This window comes from Glutamicibacter sp. St.4D3, assembly GCF_059728615.1.
On sequence record NZ_AP039380.1, the window covers coordinates 973,462 to 991,531 of the forward strand.

The 18,070-nt window shown below is 67.0% G+C and carries 15 protein-coding genes; 8 read left to right on the plus strand and 7 right to left on the minus strand.

Annotated elements, in window-relative coordinates; translation table 11 throughout:
* Nucleotides 1-409: 409 nt before the first annotated feature.
* A complete protein-coding gene (locus AC6I21_RS04495) occupies nt 410-712 on the plus strand; it encodes a hypothetical protein (RefSeq protein WP_138925895.1) in 303 nt (100 codons plus the stop codon).
* Nucleotides 713-936: 224 nt separating this feature from the next.
* Here the strand turns inward: AC6I21_RS04495 and AC6I21_RS04500 are convergent, their stop codons facing one another.
* The 4 genes from AC6I21_RS04500 to AC6I21_RS04515 all read right to left on the minus strand — a co-directional run bounded on the left by AC6I21_RS04500 (nt 937) and on the right by AC6I21_RS04515 (nt 6,325).
* Nucleotides 937-1,593 carry a cyclodeaminase/cyclohydrolase family protein gene (locus tag AC6I21_RS04500; RefSeq protein WP_138925896.1) on the minus strand — a complete coding sequence of 219 codons (657 nt, stop codon included), beginning with the start codon at nt 1,591-1,593 and terminating at the stop codon, nt 937-939.
* A 111-nt stretch (nt 1,594-1,704) separates the two neighbouring features.
* On the minus strand, nt 1,705-2,724 hold the full coding sequence (locus AC6I21_RS04505) for an NAD-dependent epimerase/dehydratase family protein (protein WP_138925897.1): 1,020 nt from the start codon (nt 2,722-2,724) through the stop codon (nt 1,705-1,707).
* Nucleotides 2,721-5,306 (minus strand): alpha/beta fold hydrolase, encoded by a 2,586-nt coding sequence (locus tag AC6I21_RS04510; protein ID WP_497763131.1) that lies wholly within the window; start codon nt 5,304-5,306, stop codon nt 2,721-2,723. The genes AC6I21_RS04505 and AC6I21_RS04510 overlap by 4 nt, the downstream gene beginning before the upstream one ends.
* Complete coding sequence (locus AC6I21_RS04515) at nt 5,300-6,325, minus strand: 3-oxoacyl-ACP synthase III (RefSeq protein WP_175419324.1); 1,026 nt, start codon at nt 6,323-6,325, stop codon at nt 5,300-5,302. Before AC6I21_RS04515 ends, AC6I21_RS04510 begins: the two co-directional genes overlap by 7 nt.
* A gap of 391 nt (nt 6,326-6,716) precedes the next feature.
* Between AC6I21_RS04515 and AC6I21_RS04520 the strand changes: the two genes are divergently transcribed.
* Nucleotides 6,717-7,970, plus strand: coding sequence for a serine hydrolase domain-containing protein (locus tag AC6I21_RS04520; RefSeq protein ID WP_217496553.1), 1,254 nt, complete (start codon nt 6,717-6,719; stop codon nt 7,968-7,970).
* 51 nt (nt 7,971-8,021) lie between these two features.
* Here AC6I21_RS04520 and AC6I21_RS04525 read toward each other — a convergent pair whose 3' ends face one another.
* Entirely contained in the window at nt 8,022-8,870 is an 849-nt protein-coding gene (locus AC6I21_RS04525) for a hypothetical protein (RefSeq protein ID WP_138925900.1), read from the minus strand.
* 184 nt (nt 8,871-9,054) lie between these two features.
* On the opposite strand from AC6I21_RS04525, the gene AC6I21_RS04530 reads away from it, so the two are divergent.
* From AC6I21_RS04530 to AC6I21_RS04555, 6 genes are all read left to right on the plus strand, one after another.
* Complete coding sequence (locus tag AC6I21_RS04530) at nt 9,055-9,396, plus strand: hypothetical protein (protein WP_138925901.1); 342 nt, start codon at nt 9,055-9,057, stop codon at nt 9,394-9,396.
* Entirely contained in the window at nt 9,389-10,990 is a 1,602-nt protein-coding gene (locus AC6I21_RS04535; protein WP_175419325.1) for a sensor histidine kinase, read from the plus strand. Before AC6I21_RS04530 ends, AC6I21_RS04535 begins: the two co-directional genes overlap by 8 nt.
* Nucleotides 10,987-12,543 carry an SLC13 family permease gene (locus AC6I21_RS04540; protein ID WP_138925903.1) on the plus strand — a complete coding sequence of 519 codons (1,557 nt, stop codon included), beginning with the start codon at nt 10,987-10,989 and terminating at the stop codon, nt 12,541-12,543. Before AC6I21_RS04535 ends, AC6I21_RS04540 begins: the two co-directional genes overlap by 4 nt.
* Nucleotides 12,544-12,630: 87 nt before the next feature.
* On the plus strand, nt 12,631-13,857 hold the full coding sequence (locus AC6I21_RS04545; protein ID WP_138925904.1) for a glycerate kinase family protein: 1,227 nt from the start codon (nt 12,631-12,633) through the stop codon (nt 13,855-13,857).
* Between the two features lie 461 nt (nt 13,858-14,318).
* Nucleotides 14,319-16,544, plus strand: a complete 2,226-nt coding sequence (locus tag AC6I21_RS04550; protein ID WP_138925905.1) for a polyribonucleotide nucleotidyltransferase — start codon at nt 14,319-14,321, stop codon at nt 16,542-16,544.
* A gap of 94 nt (nt 16,545-16,638) precedes the next feature.
* Nucleotides 16,639-17,028, plus strand: coding sequence for a hypothetical protein (locus tag AC6I21_RS04555; protein WP_138925906.1), 390 nt, complete (start codon nt 16,639-16,641; stop codon nt 17,026-17,028).
* Nucleotides 17,029-17,074: 46 nt separating this feature from the next.
* Here the strand turns inward: AC6I21_RS04555 and AC6I21_RS04560 are convergent, their stop codons facing one another.
* A complete protein-coding gene (locus AC6I21_RS04560; RefSeq protein ID WP_138925907.1) occupies nt 17,075-17,245 on the minus strand; it encodes a DUF4236 domain-containing protein in 171 nt (56 codons plus the stop codon).
* 102 nt (nt 17,246-17,347) lie between these two features.
* Nucleotides 17,348-17,977, minus strand: a complete 630-nt coding sequence (locus AC6I21_RS04565; protein ID WP_497763132.1) for a phosphorylase family protein — start codon at nt 17,975-17,977, stop codon at nt 17,348-17,350.
* Nucleotides 17,978-18,070 lie beyond the last annotated feature (93 nt).

The window sequence follows — 18,070 nt, forward strand, 5'->3', positions numbered from 1 at the left end:
GCGTTTGGTCATCATCATAGTGATGATGTTCGGGGCAGTCGCGGTATCGCACGGGGCAGATTCGCACAGAGCTGCCGCCGGAGCATTCGTGTACAGGCCGCGTCTGATCCGCTGCTCCGAGCCATTTACCACGAGGACTGGCCGTTCCAAGGCTGCATATCGCAGAAGGAAGGAGCAACGCGTAGAGCCCGGCAGCGCCACGAGGGGCTGCGCCGCGCACCGCCGTATTTTCGTTTCGGGTACATCTAGACGATATGAGGTGTAGGGCTTGGTAGGTCTGGTATGGGCTGGAACCTCCGCTTCATAATGATTGAACGCTCTACGGCGTAGCGTGGATCACCAACATGATCACCACGAACCCGTGGATTTCCTCGGGTCTGTGGCGCCACTGTTGTGTTGGTGCCGACAGATGAACGAGGAGGTTCCAGCTACGTACCAGCGTACTTTCATCGGCATGGACGTGCGTGCCCGCAGCGTGAAAATCTGTGCCATCACCCCGGAGACCGGAGAAGTGCAACGCGCAGCCTTGGCCATGGACGCAGCCGCTGTCCGCCAATGGATCCTGACCCATGGTGGTGAGATCTCCACCCTCCGGGCTACCTACGAGGCCGGACCGACAGGGTATGGCCTGGCCCGCACCTTGATTGCGGCCGCAATCCAGTGCGTCGTCGCGGCCCCGTCCCGGTTGATCCGGCCTTCCGGGCACCGGTGATTTGCGACGTTCGTCGCTAGACCAGCGGCTCGGCTTCCCGCCGAAAAGTCGTCATGCGGTAACCAACCCGCGGATATCAGATTCGACCACGTCGTCGCTGAATAACAGCACGAATCATGAACCGGCCTGAAGGTCGGGGCTCCCGGGGAACGGCAAGGCGACCACGCGTCCATTTGGATGCGGGGTCGCCTTGTTCTGCCTATCTTGACAAAGTCAGCAACATATCAGGTGCTGGTTGGGGCCGCGCGCCGGTCAATCCCGGAGGCGATCGTATCCAGGCGTTCGATAGCCGCTTCAAATTCACGCAGTGCAGCGAAGAGGTCCTGGTGCTGCCGGCGCAGTTCGGCCATCGATGAATCGTCGGTTGTCGAGCTGGCCAGGTCGAAGCTGACATTAGTACGGGCGCCAGCAAGCGTGGCGCGCAATGAGCCCAAAGCGACCACCACATCGGAAATCAGCGCCTGGTTGCCGTTCAGGGCCAGCCATTCAAGGTCGTCAATGGCCATAACGGCGTGCTTGCCCAGCGTCGCCGAGGCCCGGGCAGCGTTGATGCTGGCTTTCTTGATCGCGGTCTCACGTTCCCTTCCAGGCTCCAGGTGGAACGCGGCGCCGAAGGCCTTGGACGCGGAGGCGTCTTCGTCCGCCAGGCGCAGCGCCGTCTGCCGCAACTCCAAGGCACGGCGTCGAAGGCTCTGCACGTGGGCGGCCTGCGGTTCCTGCGCATCCGTGTAACCGGCAACCATGGAGATCAGGGAGGCGGCAATGGCCAGCATCAATCCGGCACCGGCGCCGCCACCGGGCGAACCGGTGGACTGGGCCAGTGCCGCCGTCCACTGTTCGACGGTTGAGTCCTGGGTGGTGACTGCTTCGGGCTTGTCCATGGCATCAAGTCTCTACTACCTGGGGCCGCAGGCCGCACCGAATGTAAGGAAGCTGAGAATCAATTGCGGCCTGCCCCGGCTCCTGTGCTGTGGGGCTACAAGATCGCGTTGCTAGCCAACCGGCGAGCCACTGTAGTGGGCACGGAGGCGCTCAATTCCCTCATCGATGCTGACTTCCGGCTTCCAGTCCAGGATTTCGTGCGTTTGACGTTGATCGAACCAGTGGGCGGTGGACAGCTGCTCGGCCAGGAATCGGGTCATTGGAGGTTCGTCGGTCACCAGGTTGCGGCGGCCGGCGGCCAGCCACGCTTTTTCAATCACCGATCCCGCGCCGCGGGCCAACCAGCCGGGCACGTTCAGTTTGGGGGCCGGTGCGCCGCCGGCCTGGCAGATTCCCGCCATGAGTTCTCCAACCGGACGTGGTTCCCCGTTGGTTACCACCAGGGCACGGCCGTGGGCATGATCCATGCGTTCCAGCCCTCGCACGATCGCGGCGGCGGCGTTGTCGATGTAGGTGGTATCAATCAGTGCGGCACCCTGGTCCAGCAGGGGCAGCCGGCCCGCCTTGGCGCGCTGGATGACACGTTCGACCAACTGTGTGTCACCCGGGCCCCAGACAACGTGCGGCCGGATGGCCGTCACCCGGAATTCGGGCTGGTCCTCCGACAGGGCGATCAGTTCCGCGGCCGCCTTGGAGCGGGCGTAGAACCCGCGGGCGCGTTCCGGGTCGGCGGTGCCCGCCGACTCCCCGGCCAGGGCTGCGCCGAAGTGCGCTACCGAGGGGGAGGAGACGAAGACGAAATCCGAAACCCCGGATTCCTGGGCGGCCTGCAACAGGTTCCTGGTGCCGACGATGTTCGTGGAGACGAACTCGTCCCAGTCCCCGGTGAAGGAGACCTTTGCCGCCAGGTGAATGACCGCGTCCATGCCCTTGGCGGCACGATTGACCGCTCCCTGGTCCGTCAGCGATCCCAGGACTTCATCCGTGGCGCCGTTCGAGGCACGCCGCTGGAACGTGCGAACATGGTGCCCCTTGGTGCGCAACAATTCGGCGACGGCTCCGCCGAGCAGGCCGCTGGCGCCGGTGACCAGCACCCGGCGCGGTGTTGCTGGGGAATCAGGGGTGCTCATGGTTTGCGGATCCTTCCTCCGGCCAGGGTCTTTTCGGCCCAGGCTGCCAGGGCGGCACGATCAATCTTGGAGTTGTGCCGGATGTCGGTGGGAAGATCCGGGACCACGAGCACCGCCGCCACCTCGACACCGGCGGCGGACACCGCCTCCCGGACCTCGTTGGCCGGGGCCGTGGACGCCGGGCCGGGCCGTTTGGCCGGCGGATTGGTTTCCATGACGACCACGGCCACCTGGGTGCCGGCCGGTCCGACACCGACCAGAGCGGCGCGTCCGGCGCCGGGCACCGACTCCGCCGCCTGCTCCGCGGCGACCGGGGTCAACGGCCCGCGGGCGGTGCGCACGACGTGGCCCAGGCGGCCTTCGACCCACAGGCGTCCCTCGGCATCCAGGTGGCCAACGTCCCCGGTCCGGTGCCATCCGGGGATGGAGACGCTTTGCTGCTCAGTGATCCAAAGCCGGTCGTAGCGGTCCTTGACGTGGGGAGCCCGAACCAGGATCTCCCCGGTGAGCTCCGGGGTCGTGGTGGGCTCATCCGCCGCGTTCCCGGAGGCGTCCAGGGCGGCGATCGCGATCTGCGCCCCGGCGACGGGGGTGCCGACACAGACGCCATTGCCGTTGCCGGCCGCCCGGATCTCGTCCAGGTCAATGTCCGTCACCGGCAGGGCCTCGGTCATCCCATAGGGGGTGTGCACCCCGGCGTGGGGCACCAGCTGTTGGACCTTGGCCAGCAGGGGTTCGGGCACCGGGGCCCCGGCCGAGAGCATCAGGGTGACCTGCTCCAGGACCTGGCGTTGCCCGGCATCCAGGCGCCCGCTGGTGGCCACCACGTTGGCCAGGGCGGCCGGGGAAGCGAACACCGTGCTTGCGTTGATCGCCGCGGCGGCATCGGCCAGTGCGGCGGCGGTGAGCGTGCGCGGGGCGGTGACATCCATGTCCGGGGTGACCGAGGTGGCACCCAGCGCCGGGCCGAGCAGCGCGAAGGGCGCAAACCCGGCCACCAGCGCGGAGCCGGCCTTCAGGTCGTAGGTTTCGGCCAGGGTGTCGCGCATGGCGGCCAGCTGCCGGTGCGTGTAGACCACGCCCTTGGCCGGGCCGGTCGAGCCGGAGGTGAAGAGCACCGCGGCGTCCGCGTCCGGATCAGCGGCCGTGAAATCGTCGGCGGTGGGATTGGCGGCCGCGCCGGTGAGCAGCAGCTCTGGCACCGTGTGCGCCACGCCCAGCAGCTTGAGCTTTGCCGCCGGCAGGTCATCCACGGCCACCTTGGTCCCAGGCCAGCCCAGCACCCGGGCCCCGGTCAGGGCGCGTTCAATGCCGATCAGGTAGTCCGGCCCGGCGCCGCGGATGGCCCGGCCCAGCCCCTTGGTTCCCAAACCGGCATCGGCGACCACGATCACCGCGCCCAGCCGCAGGCAGGCGTAGATCAGGGAGGTCAGTTCGATGCCCGGGGGCACCAGCAGGTTGACCCGGCTGCCCGAGCGGACCCCGATGCTGGCCAGCCCGGCGGCCAGGGTATTCACCCGGTGGCCCAGGTCCGACCAGGACAGGGTGCGTGGTGGGCTGACGTCCACCACCGCCGCGGTGTTGTCCTGGGTGCGGGCATCCAGTTCGGCCAGCATGGGCCGGTAGCCGTTCAGCGGTTCGGCACGCCCCGCAGGCCCGTCCTGCTTGTCCAGCCAGTCGAAGATGGGGGTGGCGATGTCGCGGTCCTCGGGCAGCAGGTGTCCCGCGCCTTCGAAGCGGTGCACCTGCGCGTGGGGGAGCCGGGACAACAAGTCCCGCAGGTAGCGGTCGGAGAATACCGGGTCCTTGGGCCCCCACAGCAGCAGGGCCGGAACCGAGAGCGTGCGAAGGGATTCGGCAATGGACTCCAGGGTGGAGCGGCTGGGGTGGTCCGGGGCGAAGGGGATGTCGGCAACGAAGTTCGCCACCCCATCGCGCCGCTCGGCGCTGGTGTACGGTGCCATGAACGCCTCACGGGTACCGGGATCCAGTTTGGGGTGGGCCAGCGAATGGGTTACCCGCAGGAATGCGTCGGTGCTCTTGGTTCCCCAGCCGTGCACGGCCGGGTGGGAGGCAAGGCGCAGCGCGGCAGGCATCTGGAACCCCGCAGGGTGCACCGCGGTGTTGGTCAACACCACCCCGGCCAGCTGCTGCTGGTGGTCCAAGGCCCAGCCCAGGGAAATGATGCCGCCCCAGTCGTGCCCCACCGTGATGACCGGGCCGTCCAAGCCCAGGGCAGCGGTCAGATCCCCGAGGTCGTTGACCCGGTCGGCCAACCGACGCAGGACCCCGGTGCGCGGGGAGAAGCCCATGTCCAGCTGGTCCACTGCGACCACCCGCCAGGGCAGGGCATGGGCCGAGACGTGGTTCAGCAGCTCGCGCCACAGGTAGGACCAGGTGGGGTTGCCGTGCACGCACAGCAAGGTGCCCACGGGGCTGATTCCGCGTTCTTCCAGTTCGCCATGGTTGTCCAGCAGGTGCCACCGGTGGGTGGTGCCGGCCGGATCCACCGCGGAGGTGGAGGGCACTTCGAGATAGCCCGAGTACCGTGCAGCGACACCGGGAAAAATCTCAGTTACCAAGCCAGCTCCATCATGGTGGTGTTCAGTCCCGAGCCCACGCCCATGCACAGCACGCGGTCGCCGGGCTTGAGGGTTTCGGCTTCCTGCGACAGGGTCATCGGCAGCGAGGCCGGGCCGACATTGCCCCACTTGGGGAAGGTGACCGGCACCCGGTCACGGATCAGGCCCACCGCCTTGATGATGGCGTTGGTGTAGGACTTGGAGACCTGGTGGGTGACGTAACGGTCCATTGAACGCCAATCCCAGCCGGACTGATGCGCCTCTTGCCAGGCGTTGACCACCAGGTCCAGCCCGTTATCCAGCAGCCCCTTGGTGTCGGTGTACATGCCGGCCGGCCCGCCGACGCACAATTCGTGGTGCTGGGTGCCGGCCCGGGAGACCCCGCCCACGATTCGGTGGCCACCGGGGTGTTCGTCGGCGGGGCCCACCACTGCGGCGGCGGCCCCCGACCCCAGGGTGAGGGTGGCGAATTCGCGCAGGTAGTCTTCGCGGGTGGAGTTTTCCGCATTCAGCCGCTGGAACGTGGTTTCCTGGGTGGGCTGGGCGTCTTCCCCGGCCACGATCAGCGCGTACTTGATCTGTCCGGAGTCGATCATGTTCGCCGCCAGGGACATGCCGTTGACGAACCCGAGGCAGGCGTTGGCCACGTCGAAGTTCATCGCCGAGGAGGGCAGCCCCAGGTCGTGGTGGATCTTGGAGGCCACCGAGGGTTCCAGGTTGCGCCGGGTCACCGACGTGTTGATCAGCAGGCCGATTTGCCCCGGCTCGATGCCGGCTTCGGCCATGGCCTTGCCGCCGGCTTCCACCGCGGCGTCGTCAAAACCGGTGCCCTCGGACCACCAGCGGCGTTCCTTCACCCCGGAGGCGCGTTCGAGCAGTTTCTTGGACAGTCGCAAACGTTTCAGGCTGGGGGCCAGTCGCTCGTCGAATTCGGCGGAGCTGAGCACCACCGGTGCCTGCACCCTATTGACGGCCAAAAGGGCCACGTTGTGATGCCTAAACGTTGCGTTGCCGTTCAATATCAAGCCTTCGTGTCGTGCCGACGCGGACCCTTTGGGGCCCGCACCGAAAAATGGTCGCCGGTTCCGCAGGGTCGCCGACGGAGAATAGTCTGTTCTTACCGTATTCCTTCCTGTGGGCCAGCGCATAAGCGAAAGCGAAGTTTTCAGCGAATAGCAGGAAAAATCTGGATCATTCATAGGTTTCTGTGTGACTCACCCGCCTTTCGGCCAGTACTGCTACACGCCCATGCAGTGGGTGCATGGGCGTGGCCCCGCCACGGTTTTGGGCACCAGCCTGATGGGGGACTGGCAGAAGCGCCCGGCAATCACCTGGGCAGTGGTAGTCTCCGTCGTACTATCGGAGCAACACGGTATGGGTACAGCGACATTTTCTTGGGAAGGAACTGCCATGGACGCCATGGATCAACAGGGCAATGCCGTGATGGTGGACGTCACGAACTGGAAGCAGCCGCAGAACCTGCACTGGTCCTTCCAGCACATGGCCGACTTCCTGCCCACCGCGCCCATCGCACGGGGGTCCGGGCCGGTGGCCGAGCTGCCGGCCGCGCACCGTGACCTGGATTCGGTGCTGGTTCCGGGCACCGTGCCCGGGCAGGCACCGGTCAGCGTGGGAGCGGTCATGGCTTCGACCAACACCGACGGGTGGATGCTGCTGCACCGCGGCCAGGTGCTCACCGAACAGTATTTCGGGCAGATGAACGCAGACTCGGTCCACCTGCTGATGTCGGTGAGCAAGTCCCTGATCGGGGTGGTGGCCGGCGCGCTCTGCGACGCCGGGACGCTGGATGCCGATGCCCAGCTCACCGACTATCTTCCCGAACTGGAGGGCACCGGGTACGCCGGGGCGACGGTCCGCCACCTGCTGGACATGCGTTCGGGCATCAACTTCTCCGAGAACTACCTGGACCCGCTCTCGGGCATCCGGCTGTTGGAGCAGGCCATTGGCTGGGCCCCCACCCTCGCTCCGGGGCCCACGGGAATGTACCCCTTCCTGAAGACGCTGCAGCGCAAGACCGCGCACGGCGGGTTCTTTGAATACCGTTCCTGCGAAACCGACATGCTGGGCTGGGTGTGCGAGGCCGCCGCCAGGCAACCCATGGCGCAGCTGATGTCCGCGGTGCTCTGGGGGAAGATCGGCGCCGAGGCGGACGCCGTCCTTGACATTGACCAGTTCGGGACCGGCACCTTTGACGGGGGGATCAGCGCCAGCCTGCGGGACATGGCCCGCTTCGGGTCCATGCTGCTGAACGACGGTGTCTCCCTGAGCGGGCAGCGGGTGCTCTCCTCAACGTGGATGGCCGAAACCCTGGAGGGGGCACCGGATTCGCGGGACGCCTTTGCCACCAGCCCCGGCGACTACCGGATGCCCGGCGGCATGTACCGCAACCAGCTCTGGTTCCCCTACTCGGGCAATGACGTGTTCCTGTGCATGGGGATCCACGGCCAGCTGGTCTACATCAACCGTCCGGCCGAAGTCGTGGCCGTCAAGCTCTCCAGTTGGCCGCTGCCGCAGGAACCGGCCAAGCTCTTCGCCACGCTCGGTGCCTTTGACGCCATCGCCGCCGCGCTGCTCGTGGAAACCTCGACCGCCCCGGAACCCGGAGCCGCGGCCGCCGGTCCGGCAACCGCCGCTGGCCAGTAGGCCAAAGGCGCCCGGGTCCCACGATCGGGGACACCGCACGGGCCGGTGCCCTTAGCCGAGGATCGGCGCGGTGCGTTCCGGCTCGTGCCATAGGCGACGGGATTCCAGGTACCAGAAGTATGAGAACAGCCCGATCTCGAACCATTCGACAATGAACAGCGCCTGGGAGATCCCCAACGCCTCAAGGACGGGCCAGGCGATGAGCCCTGCGGCCATCAACCCCACCAGCACCGCGTAATGCCAGCTGCGCTCGCCGGCCCCGCCATCCGGGCACAGCCGGGCCGGGCCCACATGGCTGGCGATGGCGATGCCCATGCTGCCGATCATCAAGGCCGCGGCCGAGGCATGCACCCCGGCAAATTCCGCCCCCTCGATCGTTCTCCAGGTCAGCAGCACCAGAAATCCGGCCAGCAGCACCACCCCGATGTGGGTCAGCACGGTGGTGGGCAGGTTGTGCATGAACTCCCCGCGCGGCCACCGCTTGGTGCGCCAGCCGAGCCACGCGAAAACTGCGGTCACCACCAGGATGGCAATGATTGCCACGCGCACCGAGAGCACCAGCTTCACCCGTTCGCCCTGCGATAACTCCTGCAGCGTCTGCCCGAGCTTCGTGGGCACCAGTGCCACGAACATGGCGTAGAACCCGGCCAGGTTCAGCGACAGGTCTTCCAGGGGCGGGCCGCTATATACCACCAGCAGCACCCCGGTGGTGACCAGCATGGCCACGAACAGGTCGCGCGCGGGACCCAAATAGTAGGAGCTGATGGATGATTCAATCCGCTGGTTCACGACGCCGTAGACGATGATGGCCACCACCAGAAGCAGCGGAACGACCAGCAGCATCAGGCGCACATAGCGCAGAGTATCGCGGCCGTAGAACGATTGCACAGAGTTGCCCATACCTGATTGTGCAATGCCCGGGCCGCGCTGGCCAGCGTCCGGCAGGCATCCCTTGGCAAGGCTGAAGGACACCTTAAGCGGCGAGGTCAGCGCCGGTTTTTCTCATAAAGCTCTCATGCACCCGTCATCTGAGTCTCACGAACGTCTAATTACGGTCTCACAAGGGATTTCTAGTGTTGGGGACATGATCAGACGCATACTTATCATTCTCGTCGTGCTGGCCGTTCCGGCCGGTCTGGCGACGGCCAGCCAGCTGCTGGCCGACACCGCCAATCCACCAACCCCGCCCCAAGAGCCGGTGGTTGTCGAACTCTCCCCGGCCCCGGACACACCCAAGCCGGAAACCCCCAAACCCGGAACCTCCGCGCCGGGTACCGAAGCGCCGGGGGAGGCCGAGCCGGCGCCGCCGGCCCGGCAGGAGCCGGCTTCCACGGTGCCCTCAACCAACCCGGGGACCACTCCCACAACCGAATCCGATTCCGACGATGACGTTGCGGATGACCGGGGCGGTGAGGACGATGACTAAGACCATTGACACGCGAACCCCCGCCGGGCACCCGCTGCGCCCGGCCCCGGACGGCGGCACCGAGACCGCCGCGGCGAAGCAGCCGGTCCAGGGCCAGGGTTCGGCGGTCTCCGCCCGCTGGCGGATCGTTGGCTGGATCGTGGTCACCACCGCGCTGACCCTGCTGGCCGTCACCGTCACCATGCGCTCGGTGATGTCCGGACAGATCGCCGAGGCCGCGAACGCCGGCATCACCCAGGAGATCCAGGAGTTCCGCACCTTCGCCGCCGAGGGACTGGACCCGCAGACAGCCAAGCCGTTCACCTCCATGGATGAGCTGATGGAACGCTACGTCGCCCGCCAGCAGCCGGTCGCCGGTGAAGCGATCATCGGTGAGGCCGGGCAGCAGGTGTACACCGCCCAGGGCGCACTGGACCAGGCCGGGGACCGCCTGGCCACGGACCACGCCCTGCTGCAGCGCATCGTGCAGGACCCGCAGTCCTCCGGCGTGTACGACACCAGCCATGGGCCGGTGCGCTGGGCGAAGGCCGAAGCCACCGGTGAGGGGACCGCGGTCGCCGACCCGTCCACCGAGGCGCACCTGGTGGTTGCCCACTTCACCGGGGCCGCACAGGAGCAGGCCGACCGGCACACCGTGCTGCTGCTGGCCATCGCCGCCGGCGGCCTGGCGTTGACCGCCGGGATCGCCTGGCTGGTGGCCCGGCACATCATGCGCCCGATCCGCGCGGTGCGCGAAACCGCCGAGCAGATCACCGCCCAGGACCTCTCGGCCCGCATCCCGGTGCACGGCCGGGATGACCTGGCGCAGCTGGCCGAGACGGTCAACGCCATGCTGGACCGGGTGGAGGGATCCCACCTGGCCCAACGCCACTTCATCGCCGAGGCCCGGGCACACCTGTCCGAACCGCAGCACCGCCTGGCCGTTGCGGTGCGCGAACTGGCCCGCGGGGAGCTGTCCACCACCAAGCGCTCCCACATGGCCGCCCAGGCACAGGACCTGATTGGGCAGATGGGCCAGTGCCTGGCGGACCTGGAAATCCTGGCCCAGAGCACCAACCCCGGTTTCGTTGCCCCGCAGTGGGCGTCCGTCGGGGAGGTGACCGCCCAGATCGCCGCGCAGGCCTCGGGCAGCGACCTGCTGGCCGGACGCCACCTGGCGATCGAGGCCACCTCCGCCACCAAGGCCTGGCTGGATCCGGCGCGCATCACCGATGCGCTGCGCCAGCTGATCGGCAACGCCGTGCAGTTCACCGGCCCGGGGGACACCATCCACCTGGGTTCGGCGGTCACCGGCGGCACCGCCAGCTTCTGGGTCCAGGACCACGGGGCGGGGCTGGAGGCCGAGCAGGCCCGCAGCCTGCTAGAAAGCTACCGTACCCAGGGTGCGGACCGCGGCCAGCCGGGCATGGGCCTGGGCCTGGCGGTGGTCAAGGCGGTCGCCGAAGCCCACCGGGGCAGCGCCTGGGTGGAATCCGGCGCCGGGCAGGGCACCTGCTTCGGAATCAGCTTCGGCGCCGACGCCCTGGCCCCGGCCGCCGCCGGCAGTGAACGCTTCGCCGACTGCATGGCCAGCACCCTGGGAGCCGAGTCATGACCGGCACCAGGCAGCGCACCCGCAGCACCGAGCGCTTCCGCTACAGCACCGCCCCGGCCGGTGCCGGGCCGGTCCCCGAGGCGCGCACCGCCCGGGCGTGGAGCCGGCAGCGTTGGGCCGCGGTCATCGCCGCCGTGCTGCTGGCCGGGTTCATCACCTGGTGCATCCTCAGCGTGTTCGAGCAGCCGGCGGATCCGGATACGGCGCTGCCGGCCCAGGGTGCGCTGACCCTGGGCGTGTTCGCGGTGGCGATCTGGCTGTGGATCTTCTCCCCGGTCTCCGACACCTACGTGGCGCTGGGCGCCGCCCTGGTGCTGGTGCTGATGGGGGTGCTGCCCGAAGCCGAGCTGTTCGCCTCCCTGGGGGAGGACACCATCTGGCTGCTGCTGGCCGCGTTCGTCATCGCCGCCGGGATCACCGCCACCGGGCTGGCCACCCGGGCCGCGGCCTACATCGTGGCCGGGGCGCGCACCCCGCGCCAGCTGGTGCACCTGGTGGCCGGGGTGCTGGTGGCCACCGCCTTCGCGGTGCCCTCCACCTCCGGGCGGGCCGCCCTGGCCATCCCGGTGTTCGTGGCCCTGGCCAAGGCGCTGGGCGACCGGCCTCGGGTGGTGCTGGCCCTGTCCCTGGTCTTCCCCTCGGTGATCCTGCTTTCCGCGGTCGGCTCCTACCTGGGGGCCGGGGCGCACCTGATCACCAGCCAGATCCTGCAGGCCTCCGGGTTCAGCGGATTCTCCTTCGCCTCCTGGCTGCTCTACGGGCTGCCGCTGGCGTTCGTCTCATCCCACCTGGCGGCCGAACTGATCCTGTGGATGTTCACCGGCCACCAGGACCGCAAGGCCCGGCTGGCGGTGAGCCTGGAGCAGCTGCAGCAGAACTCGCCGGTGCCGTTGACCGGTCCGCTGAGCGTGGCCCAGTCCCGGGCGGCCCTGCTGGTGGCCGCGGTGGTGGTGCTGTGGTGCACCGAACCGCTGCACCAGCTGCACCCCGCGATCGTGGCACTGCTCGGCGCCCTGCTGGTGACCAGCCCGGGCTTCGGATCGGTGCCGCTGGCCAAGGCGCTGAAGGCGGTGCCGTGGGCGATGCTGATCTTCATGGCCGCCACCCTCACCCTGGGCACCGCGCTGGCCAACACCGGGGCCGCCGGCTGGCTGGCCAACAGCGCCCTGGCCCCGGTCAAGCACCTGGGCCAGGCCGCCGGATGGGTGTTCGCGGTGCTGGTCATCGTGATCTCCGCCGCCGCCCACCTGGTCATCCAGTCCCGTTCGGCCCGCTCGGCGGTGCTGATCCCGCTGGTGATCTCCCTGGCGCCCGGGCTCGGGGTCAACGCGGTGGCGATCGCCTTCGCCTCCACCGCGGCCGCCGGTTTCTGCCACACCCTGACCAGCAGCGCCAAACCGGTGAACCTGTTCTCCGACATCGAGGACGTGCCCATCTACACCCCGGCCCACCTTCTGCGGCTGAGCGCGGTGCTTGGCCCGCTGATGGTGCTGCTGGTCGTGGTCTTCGCCTTCTGGGTCTGGCCGGCCATGGGCCTGCCGCTGATGCTCTAGCTCCAGCGCCGACCAGCACCGGGTCCCAACATTTTCAACCATCCACCCACCACCGAACCTTCCCCAGCTCAACAAAGGAGTTCCCCCATGGCTCACGCACTGCCCCAACGTATTCTTGTCGCCCCGTCCGGATTCAAGGAGTCCCTGGACGCCGACGCCGTCGCCGCCGCCATCGGCGCCGGGGTGCGCCGCGCCCTGCCCGGCGCCATGGTCAAGGCCGTACCGATCGCCGACGGCGGCGAAGGCACCGCCAAGACCCTGGCCGCCGCCACCGGCGGACGGCTGATCCCGGTCACGGTCACCGGCCCGGTCGGCCAGCCGGTCGAAGCCCACTACGCGATGCTCGGAGGGGATGCGTCCGGGACCGCCGTGGTGGAAATGGCGGCAGCCGCAGGGCTGCGCCTGGTGCCCCACGACCAGCGCGATCCCGGGCTCACCACCAGCCGCGGGGTCGGGGAGCTGATCGCCGCGGCCATCGATGCCGGCGCGCAGCAGATCCTGGTCGGCTGCGGGGACTCGGGCACCTCCGACGGGGGCATGGGCGCCCTGCAGGCCCTGGGCGTGCGGATCCTGGACGCGGTGGGCAACGAGGTTCCCGCCGGAGGAAACCACCTCTGCCGCATCGACAGGCTGGACCTTTCTGGCCTGCATCCGGCGCTCGCCGACCGGAGCGTTCCGCTCACCCTGGCACTGAACCAGCACAATGTGCTGACCGGGGCACGCGGGGTGGCCCGCGTCTTCGGGCCGCAGAAGGGCGCCACCGCTCAGCAGGTGGAGGCCATGTCGGCCGGGTTCGAGCACTGGGCCGCGGTGCTGCGCCGCGACGCCCTGGATTCGGCGCGCACCACCGACTTCGCCACCGCCCCGGGCACTGGCGCCTCCGGGGGACTGGGGGCCGGCCTGGCCGCCGTTGGGGCCAGCCTGCTGCCGCGCTTTGAGGCCCTGCTGGACTCCGGGCTGGCGGGAATCGACCTGGACGGGCTGCTGCGCGGGGCGGACCTGGTGATCACCGCAGAAGGGGCGATTGACTTCCAGACCCCGCGCGGCAAGGTGCCGGCCGAGGTGGCCCGGCGCGCGGCCCTGCACGGCGTGCCGGTGGTGGCGCTGGCCGGCACCCTGGGCCGCGGCTGCCGCGACGTGCACGATATCGGCATCGACGCCATCGCATCGATCGTGCCGATTCCCATGACGCTGCGCGAAGCCGTTGACGACGGGGAGCGCCTGCTGGTTGAAGCGGCCGAACGCTTCATGCGCACCATCATCCTTGGCGCCTCCATGGCCGCAGCCCGGCTAAGTGCGCGCGACGCCTGGTAAACAAGCAGAAGCGGTCGCCGTCTTTCCTCGTCGGGAAGCCGGCGACCGCTGCCTGAACTGCGCCGGCCCACCTCCCGGCAAGACCGACCGCGGATTAACCTGAGCGTGTTTTCGCCATGCCCGCCCTCCTGGACAGCCGGTACTGTTCTCCTGGTTCGGCCGTTGCACGTAGCAGCGACGCCTAGGACTTGCCCGGGTGTGGCGTGAAAAACTGCGGCTGAGGGCAATAAACGGTACGCTTATATGTGGGTCTCCAGGTTGTACCGGAACCCACGATTAAAAATATCTCCCAAGACTGCGACACCGTAGGTCCCGACCGCTTCTAGATCGCGGTCCTCGGTAGTGGCTTTCGCTTTGGAACGCACCGAAGCGCGAGTCTCGATCGAAGACCAGATCTGGGTAGGGCTACACGGTTCGCTATGTCCCAAGCATTGGGAGCGACCGAAAGGAGCACCCCCTTAATGGAGGGTCCAGAAATCCAATTTGCCGAGGCAGTCATTGACAATGGCCGCTTCGGACAGCGCACCATCCGCTTCGAGACCGGCCGCCTTGCCAAGCAGGCCGCTGGTTCGGCAATGGTCTACATTGACGAAGAAACCGCACTGCTCTCGGCCACCACTGCCGGCAAGCACCCGCGTGAGGGCTTCGACTTCTTCCCGCTGACCGTGGACGTCGAGGAGCGCATGTACGCTGCCGGTCGCATCCCGGGCAGCTTCTTCCGTCGTGAAGGCCGTCCCTCGACCGAGGCCATCCTGGCCTGCCGTCTGATGGACCGCCCGCTGCGTCCGGCCTTCGTCAAGGGCCTGCGCAACGAGGTCCAGGTAGTCGTCACCGTCATGGCCATCCACCCGGATGAGCTCTACGACGTGGTCGCCATCAACGCCTCCTCCATGTCCACCCAGCTCTCCGGTCTGCCGTTCTCCGGCCCGATCGGTGGCGTACGCGTGGCCCTGGTTGACGACGGCAACGGCCCGCAGTGGGTTGCCTTCCCACGCCACTCCGAGCTGAAGAACGCCGTGTTCAACATGGTGGTTGCCGGGCGTATCGCCGGTGACGATGTCGCCATCATGATGGTCGAGGCCGAAGCCACCGACCACGCCTGGGAACTGATCAACGAGCGCGGTGCCCAGGCCCCGACCGAAGAGATCGTCGCCGAGGGCCTGGAGGCTGCCAAGCCGTTCATCAAGGTGCTGTGCGAGGCCCAGGCCGACCTGGCTTCCCGCGCCGCCAAGGAAACCGTTGAGTTCCCGATCTTCCGCGACTACGAGGAAGACGTGTTCGCAGCCGTCGAGGCCAAGGCCACTTCCAAGCTGACCGAGATCTACCAGATCGCCGGCAAGCAGGACCGCGACAACGCGGCATCGGCCTACAAGGAAGAAATCGTCGCCGAGCTGTCGGGCGAAGGCGCAGAATTCGCCGATCGTGCCGGGGAAATCTCCAAGGCCTTTGGCGCCGTCACCAAGCAGGTGGTGCGCCAGCGCATCCTGACCGACCAGGTACGCATGGACGGGCGCGGTCTGGCCGACATCCGTCAGCTCTCGGCCGAGGTCGAGGTGCTGCCGCGTGTTCACGGTTCGGCCATCTTCGAGCGTGGCGAAACCCAGATCATGGGCGTGACCACCTTGAACATGCTGAAGATGGAGCAGCAGATCGACTCGCTGAGCCCGGTCACCTCCAAGCGCTACATGCACAACTACAACTTCCCGCCGTACTCGACCGGTGAAACCGGCCGCGTGGGTTCGCCCAAGCGCCGCGAAATCGGCCACGGTGCCCTGGCCGAGCGTGCGCTCGTGCCGGTGCTGCCGTCGCGCGAGGAGTTCCCGTACGCGATCCGCCAGGTCTCCGAGGCGCTGGGCTCCAACGGCTCGACCTCGATGGGTTCGGTCTGCGCCTCGACCCTGTCGCTGCTGAACGCCGGTGTGCCGCTGAAGGCGCCGGTGGCCGGTATCGCCATGGGCCTGGTCTCGGACACCGTGGACGGGGAAACCCGCTACGCCGCCCTGACCGACATCCTGGGCGCCGAAGACGCCATGGGTGACATGGACTTCAAGGTGGCCGGTACTTCCGAGTTCATCACCGCGATCCAGCTGGACACCAAGCTGGACGGCCTGCCGGCCTCCGTGCTGGGTGCCGCACTGACCCAGGCCCGCGAAGCGCGCCTGCACATCCTGAACGTGCTCAACCAGGCCATCGACACCCCGGATGAGCTCAGCGTCAACGCGCCGCGCATCATCTCGGTGAAGATCCCGGTTGACAAGATCGGCGAGGTCATCGGCCCCAAGGGCAAGATGATCAACCAGATCCAGGAAGACACCGGCGCGGACATCTCCATCGAGGACGACGGCACCGTGCTGATCGGCGCCACCGACGGCACCGCCGCCGAGGCTGCCCGTTCGGCGATCAACGCGATCGCCAACCCGCAGGTTCCCGAGGTGGGCGAACGCTACCTGGGCACCGTCGTGAAGCTGACCACCTTCGGTGCGTTCGTTTCGCTGACCCCGGGCAAGGACGGTCTGCTGCACATCTCCGAGCTGCGCAAGATCAACGACGGCAAGCGCGTCGAAGATGTTGAGGACGTTGTCTCGGTGGGTCAGAAGATCCAGGTTGAGATCACCAAGATTGATGACCGCGGCAAGCTCTCGCTCGCCCCGGTCGTGGAGGAAGAGGCACTGGCTTCGGCCGAGTAAGCTTCCCACTTCATTACGCCAGGCCCTGGCCCGCTACTTGCGGGCCAGGGCCTGGCGTTTAATGGTGGCGCTGAGCCGAAGGATAACAAGAAGATTGAGCAGCAGTGCCCGCGTCGCCTTGGCAGGGGAGGAAAGCCAGGGAAGGGCGCGTAGCTCCGAGACGGGCTACGATCATCTGATGACAAACAAAAAAGTGCCATCGATTCCGTCCACGGAGTTCGTGCTCACCAGCGGAGATGGCCTAGAGCGTACAGGTCTGGTCGTCTCGGGTTTGGGCGCGGTGCTGGGCATCCTGTTGTTGGTAACCTCCGGCTCCCCGGTGCTGTTGGGGCTAATTCCCATTGGACTGCTGCTGATGATCACCGGTTATACCAAAAAGTCTTCAACCGCTAACGTAGCCGCGTTCATTTTGGAAATGGAACGGTTCGAAGCCAGCTATGCAACTGATGGACGCACGCACCAGCCCCCGGCAGCAGCCGAATAAACCTCGGGCCGCTCACCCACGCCTCGTCCCGTGCAGACAGAGGGTCCTAGAAGATCTTCTTGCGGAATCCCAAGCCCTTGCCGAGGCGAATACTGAGATTGCCGCGGGAAGACAGGGTAAACGGGCCGGCCTTCTTGGAAACAGATGGTCCGGACTTGTACACGTTCAACGTCAGACCCTTACCGAGCTTCTTACGTTTACGAAAGACAAAGCCCACAGCAATCCCCGCCTCAAATCGATGTATACCGACACCATCAGCGTACGTCGCTGGTGGCAAAGAGGCGAGGGCTGAAATGGAAATTCAACTTTGGGCGGGAAACTAACCGACTAAAGCGCCATCGTTCAGGTGCTGTTCCCAGAACGTACGCAGTTGTGCGCTCTTACGGGCCACCACAGACAACCAGTCTTCGATGGTGGTACTGCTGTCCGCGAAGTCTGAAGGCACCTTGAAGATCTGCAGCGGTACATTGAAGCGTTGGCAGATGCTGGCGTAGGCATAGCCTTCCATGTCCACCAGGGCGGCACCCGACCCGGCGATGCGAGAGCGCTGATGATCATCACTGACGAAGACATCGCCGGTGGCCATGGTCAGTTGGTGTTCGGGAACGATGAGTTCACCGCTGGGGGCAAGCGGCTCAGTTTCCAAGGGAAAGTCGTGCTGCAGCACCCTGGTCACCTGGTAGACAGTGTCCATGTCGGGGCGATCCGCACCGTCCGCGACAACCCCAGCAGTTCCGAGCACGACGACTCGTTGGATATCGCCCTGGGCGAGTGCCCCGGCCAGCGCTGTTGCCGCATTGATTTTCCCGATGCCAGTGACCAGATGCTCGACATCGCTGAATGCGGTAGCTTCTCCAGGATGGGCGAACACGTACAAGGACTTCTGGTCCGGCATGGATTTCCCTTCGTCTGTGGTCTCCGGGCGTGCGCCGCAGAGCATCCAATCCATTTTAGCGCCGACTAAAAACAGTCAGAACTGACGCAGTACGCCGATATCCACGAATCCTCGGTTCAACTGGGCGTTTATCGGCGTAGGCCAAGT

Coding starts and splice junctions, on each gene's coding strand:
- AC6I21_RS04530 (WP_138925901.1), top strand. CDS start 9,055: ATGATCAGACGCATACTTATCATTCTCGTCGTGCTGGCCGTTCCGGCC.
- AC6I21_RS04505 (WP_138925897.1), bottom strand. CDS start 2,724: ATGAGCACCCCTGATTCCCCAGCAACACCGCGCCGGGTGCTGGTCACC.
- AC6I21_RS04535 (WP_175419325.1), top strand. CDS start 9,389: ATGACTAAGACCATTGACACGCGAACCCCCGCCGGGCACCCGCTGCGC.
- AC6I21_RS04540 (WP_138925903.1), top strand. CDS start 10,987: ATGACCGGCACCAGGCAGCGCACCCGCAGCACCGAGCGCTTCCGCTAC.
- AC6I21_RS04500 (WP_138925896.1), bottom strand. CDS start 1,593: ATGGACAAGCCCGAAGCAGTCACCACCCAGGACTCAACCGTCGAACAG.
- AC6I21_RS04495 (WP_138925895.1), top strand. CDS start 410: ATGAACGAGGAGGTTCCAGCTACGTACCAGCGTACTTTCATCGGCATG.
- AC6I21_RS04520 (WP_217496553.1), top strand. CDS start 6,717: ATGGACGCCATGGATCAACAGGGCAATGCCGTGATGGTGGACGTCACG.
- AC6I21_RS04550 (WP_138925905.1), top strand. CDS start 14,319: ATGGAGGGTCCAGAAATCCAATTTGCCGAGGCAGTCATTGACAATGGC.
- AC6I21_RS04525 (WP_138925900.1), bottom strand. CDS start 8,870: ATGGGCAACTCTGTGCAATCGTTCTACGGCCGCGATACTCTGCGCTAT.
- AC6I21_RS04565 (WP_497763132.1), bottom strand. CDS start 17,977: ATGGATTGGATGCTCTGCGGCGCACGCCCGGAGACCACAGACGAAGGG.
- AC6I21_RS04545 (WP_138925904.1), top strand. CDS start 12,631: ATGGCTCACGCACTGCCCCAACGTATTCTTGTCGCCCCGTCCGGATTC.